Raw genomic sequence first — 3,158 nt, forward strand, 5'->3', positions numbered from 1 at the left:
CCATGCTGAAATTCCGCGTTCCCCACACCCTGGTCCTGCTCTATGGCATGACCGTCATCGCGTTCGCGCTGACCTGGCTGCTGCCGGCAGGCAGCTATTCGACGGAGGTGAATGACGCCGGCCGCGAGGTGGTCGTGCCGGGCACCTTCCAGGTGATCGAGGATGCACCCGAGGTGCCGGTGTCCAGTCTGGTCACGGTGATCCCGCGGGCACTGGAATCGGCTCAGAGCATCATCTTTTTCGTGCTCATCATCGGTGGTGCGCTGGGCGTATTGCAGTCCACCGGCGCCGTGGACGCGGGCCTGGCACGGCTGCTCAGGCGTTTCGACGCGCGCCCGGGGCTGCTGGTCGGGATCGGGCTGCTCAGCTTTTCGCTGGGCTCGTCCAGCATCGGCATGGGAGAGGAGTACATCGCCCTGGGCGCGGTGCTGGCGGCGCTTTGCATCGCCCTGCGCATGGATGCGGTGACGGCCGCGGCGATTCTGGTGATCGGCAATTCCATCGGCTACGGCGCCGCCGTGCTCAACCCGTTCACCGTGCTGATCGCCCAGGACATCGCCGAGCTGCCGCCATTGAGCGGATCGGGTTACCGCATCGCGTTGTTCCTGCCGCTGCTGGGGCTGGGGTTTCTGCACGTGTGGCGTTACGGGCGTCGCGTCCGGCGCAATGCCGCGGCCTCGCTGGTGGTCGACATTCCGGAGGCGCAGGTCGCGCTGGCCGAAGAGCCGCCGCCATTGACCGGCCGCATGCAGGCGGTGCTGTGGTCCGCGCTGATCCTGCTGGGAATCGTGGTCTGGGGGATCATCACCCGCGGCTGGTACCTGGAGGAACTCGGCGCCACCTTTTTCGCCATGGCGATCGTCGCCGGGCTGGTGGCGGGGCAGTCCGTCAACACGATCGCGAAGGAGTTCAGTACCGGCGCCGCGGCCCTGGCCGGCACGGCGCTGATGATCGGCTTCGCCCGCTCCATTCAGGTGATGCTCGACGACGGGCAGATTCTGCACACCATCGTTCACGGCCTGTCGGAACCGCTGGGCGCGCTCGGCTCGGCGGGATCGGCCGTCGGCATGTTCTGGCTGCAATGCGGCATCAATTTCGCGGTGCCCTCGGGTTCCGGACAGGCCTACGTCACCATGCCGCTGATGGCACCGATCGCCGACGTGCTCGCGCTGCCTCGGCAGGTGGCCGTGCTGGCCTACCAGCTCGGTGATGGCCTGACGACGATGATCAACCCTGCCGATCCGGTGCTGATGGGCATCCTCGGCGTTTGCGGTGTGCCCTATGGTCGCTGGCTGCGGTTCATCTGGCCGCTGGCCGCGCAGGTGCTGCTGTTCGGCAGCGCCGCGATGGTGCTGGCGGTCCTGATCGGGTACTCGTGACGGATCGGGCGGTCGTCGCGCGCACGCCGCGGCTGCTTCTGCGCGAGGCTGACGCATCCGATGTCATGTTCATCCATGAACTCGTCACTCAGGCGTCCTGGTCGCGTTTCATCGCGCCATCCGGGATCGAGACGCCGGACGATGCACGTGACTACATCCGCAGCCGGCTGACCGGGCGGTATGCCGCGCAGGGGTTCGGTTTGTGGTTGATCTGCGAGCGGACATCCGGTGCGGCGATCGGGATGGCGGGGCTGGTGCGGCGTGACGGGCTTCCGGGGCCGGATCTGGGGTTTGCCCTGCTGGATGCTCATGTCGGCCGGGGCTATGCGCTGGAGGCGTCACGGGCCGTGATCGAGCATGCGCAGGCCGCGCTTGGCCTGACCACGCTGTACGCGGTCGTGATGCCCCACAATCAGCGGTCGCTGATCGTGCTGAGCCAGCTCGGATTTGAACGGCATCCGGAACTGGATGCGGCCTGCGCCGACGGGCTGGAGGTGTTCAGCCTGTCACTGGTGGAGGGCTGACCGGGAACCCCGGCGGACGATCCGCATCGAAACCACCCGCAGTCAAGGAAGCAATCAAGATGCGACGAATCATCCACGTGCTGGCCCTGCTGGGTGTCATCGGATCGGCGCAGGCCGCGTCGGACTATCCCTATCCGCCTCGGAGCTTCGAGTTCGAGTCGCAGCAGCAAGCGTTGGTGATGCGCTACATGGATGTCCAACCGGTGGCCGGCGTCGACGAGCAGGGCGTCGCGCTGTTGCTGCACGGCAAGAATTTCTGTGCGGATTACTGGGTCGACACCATCGGCCTGCTGCGAGAGAACGGTTATCGCGTGATCGTCCCGGAGCAGATCGGCTTCTGTTCATCCGATTTGCCGCGTCGCTATCAGTACAGCTTCCACCAGCTCGCGGACAATACCCGGGCGCTGCTGGATTCGCTGGGCGTTGATCGCAGCCTCGTCATTGCCCATTCCATGGGCGGCATGCTCGGTACTCGCTATGCGCTCAAGTATCCCGATGCCGTCAGCAAGGTGATTCTCGTCAATCCCATCGGACTGGAGGACTGGGTCCAGCTCGGCGTGCCGCACACGCCGGTGGATGCGGCCTATGCCGCCGAGCGGAAGAAGGACTTCGCGTCCATCAAGCAGTATCAGTTGCGCAGTTACTACGATGGCGACTGGAAGCCGGCGTACGAGCGCTGGGCACGGCGCCTGGCCGATCTCTACGAAGGCGAGCGCGGCGACGCCATCGCCTGGAGCCAGGCGCTGACCTATGACATGTTGCAAACCCAGCCCGTGGTCCACGAGTTCGGGAATCTCACCGTGCCGACGGTGCTGATGATCGGCCAGCGCGATCGTACGGCGCCGGGCCGCGGCAAAGCGCCCAAGGCCGTCGCGGAGACGCTGGGCGATTACCCGGAACTCGGACGGCGGACCGCCGAACGTATTCCCGACGCGGAGCTGGTGGAGTTCGATGGCCTGGGCCATCTGCCGCAGATCGAGGACTTCGACCGCTTCGCCAGGGCCTTGCTCCCGCACCTGTAGCCATAGCCCGGAAGTTGACGCCCGCGCGTTCCGCCGTATGATTAAACGAACGTTTAATCAATAACAAATCACGGTGCGCTCATGACGGTCACAGTCCAACCCAGGCCGCGTATTCCCAAGAATGATCCCCTGTTCCAGGCACCGTCGGTGGCTTGGCCGACCCTGGCCTTGTTCGTCTTCGCGGTCGGCCTGTGGGCCGGTGCGATCGCCGCGCATGTGGCCGGCGTGCTGCC

Annotated in this window: 3 protein-coding genes; all 3 read left to right on the forward strand. The window is 65.8% G+C overall.

The genetic code is table 11. The annotated features are described in order from the left end of the window. On the forward strand, positions 1-1,379 hold a 1,379-nt coding region (locus tag ABNS06_RS02120), incomplete at its 5' end, for a TIGR00366 family protein (RefSeq protein ID WP_348672313.1). Next, positions 1,376-1,903, forward strand: coding sequence for a GNAT family N-acetyltransferase (locus tag ABNS06_RS02125; RefSeq protein ID WP_348672314.1), 528 nt, complete (start codon positions 1,376-1,378; stop codon positions 1,901-1,903). The genes ABNS06_RS02120 and ABNS06_RS02125, both read left to right, overlap by 4 nt. Before the next feature lie 59 nt (positions 1,904-1,962). Next, positions 1,963-2,925 (forward strand): alpha/beta hydrolase, encoded by a 963-nt coding sequence (locus tag ABNS06_RS02130; protein ID WP_348672315.1) that lies wholly within the window; start codon positions 1,963-1,965, stop codon positions 2,923-2,925. Positions 2,926-3,158 lie beyond the last annotated feature (233 nt).

Origin of the sequence: uncultured Abyssibacter sp. (assembly GCF_964000955.1) — a bacterium.
Classification (GTDB): Bacteria; Pseudomonadota; Gammaproteobacteria; order Nevskiales; family OUC007; genus Abyssibacter.

Bases quoted from the DNA above. Each gene is read 5' to 3' on its own strand.
- ABNS06_RS02130 (WP_348672315.1), top strand. From the start codon at position 1,963: ATGCGACGAATCATCCACGTGCTGGCCCTGCTGGGTGTCATCGGATCG.